The organism is Nocardioides sp., assembly GCF_034670285.1.
Lineage (GTDB): Bacteria > Actinomycetota > Actinomycetes > Propionibacteriales > Nocardioidaceae > Nocardioides.
The window spans coordinates 1-2,453 of record NZ_JAXMNS010000491.1 but is presented as its reverse complement, the minus strand read 5'-3'; the positions used below and the strand labels follow the sequence as shown (position 1 = coordinate 2,453).

2 protein-coding genes are annotated in these 2,453 nt (G+C 68.2%); both read left to right on the top strand.

The genetic code is table 11. The features are described 5' to 3' along the window. Positions 1 to 579: HhH-GPD-type base excision DNA repair protein (locus tag VOI19_RS18115; protein WP_416366403.1), on the top strand; the 579-nt coding region annotated here is incomplete at its 5' end. Between the two features lie 394 nt (positions 580 to 973). Further along, a complete protein-coding gene (locus VOI19_RS18110) occupies positions 974 to 2,287 on the top strand; it encodes an RNA polymerase sigma factor (protein ID WP_416366404.1) in 1,314 nt (437 codons plus the stop codon). The last annotated feature ends 166 nt before the right edge of the window (positions 2,288 to 2,453 follow it).

Genomic DNA, 2,453 nt, shown 5'->3' with positions numbered 1-2,453 from the left:
TGGCTCATGGCCATTCACATCACCGGGCTCGACGAGGCCGACCAGATCCTCACCGACAACCACTTCGCGCTGCTCGCCGGGATGATGCTGGATCAGCAGTACCCGATGGAGCACGCCTTTCGCGGCCCGGCGAAGGTCACCGAGCGGCTGGGCGGCTTCGACCCACGGACGATCGCTGAGGTCGACCCCGAGGAATTCGCCTCCCTCTGTGCCCAGACGCCTGCGATCCACCGGTTCCCGGGGTCCATGGCCGGGCGGCTGCAGGACCTGGCCCGCCTCGTGGTCGAGCAGTACGACGGCGAGACCGAGCGGCTCTGGACCGAGGCGCGCGACGGCAAGGACCTGATGAAGCGCGTGCAGGCGCTGCCGGGGTTCGGGGCGCAGAAGGCGAAGATCTTCGTGGCCCTGCTCGCCAAGCAGCTCGGGGTCCACAAGGACGGCTGGGAACGGCTCGTGGGCGACTACGCCCTCGACGGCTACCGGTCCGTAGCCGACGTGGTCGACTCCGAGAGCCTGCAGAAGGTGCGCGACTTCAAGAAGGAGAAGAAGGCCGCGGCCAAGGCCGGCAACGCCTCCTGAGAGGAGGCTGAGTCGCACCTGAAGGCGACCTGAATGTGCCCGGAGGGGGCTCTGAGACGCTGCCGTTGCGGGTGGTGGTCCGGTTGCTTTCGACCACGTGGCAGAATGATGGAGCGGCTCTTGACGACAGCGGCCTTTGCCGCGCCCGCAAGCCGCACCGCCAGACCAGACCGACAGCCCCAGCGCAGCTTCACGAGAGGTGTTCGTGTCCTCGAACGCACGTAAGATCCCCACCGAGGTGCTCGCGCACCCCGCCGTTCTCACGCTCATCGACGAGGCGCGTGCCTCGGGCTCCTTCAGCCCCGACCAGGTACGCCGCGCCAGCGACGACGCCGGTGTCGAACCGCGCCACCTGAAGTCCCTGCTCGAGCACCTCAGCTCGCTCGGACTGAGCGTGGCCCTGCCTGCGGAGACGCGCGCGGCCGCCGCCACCGGCACTCGCAAGACCACCACGGCCACCGCGAAGAAGGCGCCGGCCAAGAAGGCGGCTGCTGCCGCGGACGCCGAGGCCGCTCCGGTCGCCAAGGCCGCCGCGAAGAAGGCGGCTCCTGCCAAGAAGGCCGCTCCGGCGAAGAAGACCACCGCTGCGGCGGCGAAGAAGGCCGCGGCCGTTGCCGCCACGCTCGGGGCTGACGGCAAGAAGGTCCTGCCGGACGTCCCGGACGAGCAGTTCGAGAAGGACGTCAAGGCCGACCCCACGATCAAGGAAGCCGAGGAGGAGGCGACCGCGACGTCGTCCTTCGTCGTCTCGGCCGCCGACGACACCGACGAGCCTGCCCAGCAGGTCATGGTCGCCGGTGCGACCGCCGACCCGGTCAAGGACTACCTCAAGCAGATCGGCAAGGTGCCTCTCCTCAACGCCGAGATGGAGGTCGAGCTCGCCAAGCGCATCGAGGCCGGTCTCTTCTCCGACGAGAAGCTCGGCAAGGGCGGCAAGATCACGCCCAAGGTGCTCGAGGAGCTCGAGTGGATCTCCGAGGACGGCAAGCGCGCCAAGAACCACCTGCTCGAGGCCAACCTGCGTCTCGTCGTCAGCCTCGCCAAGCGCTACACCGGGCGCGGCATGCTCTTCCTGGACCTGATCCAGGAGGGCAACCTGGGCCTGATCCGTGCGGTCGAGAAGTTCGACTACACCAAGGGCTACAAGTTCTCGACCTACGCGACCTGGTGGATCCGCCAGGCGATCACGCGCGCGATGGCCGACCAGGCCCGCACGATCCGCATCCCGGTCCACATGGTCGAGGTCATCAACAAGCTCGCCCGCGTGCAGCGCCAGCTGCTCCAGGACCTCGGCCGCGAGCCGACCCCGGAGGAGCTCGCCAAGGAGCTCGACATGACCCCCGAGAAGGTCATCGAGGTCCAGAAGTACGGCCGCGAGCCGATCTCGCTCCACACGCCTCTCGGCGAGGACGGCGACTCCGAGTTCGGTGACCTCATCGAGGACTCCGAGGCCATCGTTCCCGCCGACGCAGTCAGCTTCACGCTGCTCCAGGAGCAGCTGCACGCCGTCCTCGACACGCTGTCCGAGCGTGAGGCCGGCGTGGTCTCGATGCGCTTCGGTCTCACCGACGGCCAGCCCAAGACTCTCGACGAGATCGGCAAGGTCTACGGCGTGACGCGCGAGCGTATCCGTCAGATCGAGTCGAAGACGATGTCGAAGCTGCGTCACCCGAGCCGCTCGCAGGTCTTGCGCGACTACCTCGACTGACTACCAACCCCTTGCACCACCACGAACGCCGCCCGGTCCTCCGGGCGGCGTTCGTCGTTCCCTTCGGGGCCGGTGCACCTGGTCGACCCAGCGTCGAGCAGATCGACCATAAGCCCGGTCACGTGGGGCGGGTCGGGGTCCTCGGGCCTCTGAAAACGTCGACGGC